The organism is Treponema sp. R8-4-B8, assembly GCF_054786175.1.
Window position 1 is genome coordinate 1 of the sequence record NZ_BDHE01000459.1, and the last position, 430, is coordinate 430.

Annotated in this window: 1 protein-coding gene; it reads left to right on the top strand. The window is 51.9% G+C overall.

The genetic code is table 11. From position 1 onward, the window contains the following. Nucleotides 1–22: 22 nt before the first annotated feature. On the top strand, nt 23–430 hold a 408-nt coding region (locus ACYVRA_RS09240), incomplete at its 3' end, for an AAA family ATPase (RefSeq protein ID WP_461252407.1).

Consider the following 430-nt stretch of genomic DNA (forward strand, 5'->3'; position numbering starts at 1 on the left):
GAGCGCGAGCTAGGGCAACAACATTGTCAACACCTGCAATTCCGGCAACGGCACGACGACTATTGCTCGCACATTGGGCGCGCTGTTTAAAGCCATCGGCCTTCTTAAAACGGAGACCTGCATCGAAGTTAATGGTAATGATCTGAAAGGCTCTTACCTTGGTCAATCGAAAGACAAGGTAAACGAGAAGTGCGATGAGGCAATGGGCGGCATCCTCTCTGTCGATGAGGCATACGTGCTTGCCGATACGCAACGGGGCGGAGCTGCCGACTCATCTGCCAGGGAAGCGGTAGAAATCCTGATGACCCGTTTTGAAAATGACAGAACAAAATTTGTCGGCGTAGTCGCCGGTTACGAAAAAGAAATGCAACTCTTCCTCGACACGTTGAACCCCGGCATGAGGCAGCCCTTTAAGCATTACCTCAGCCTG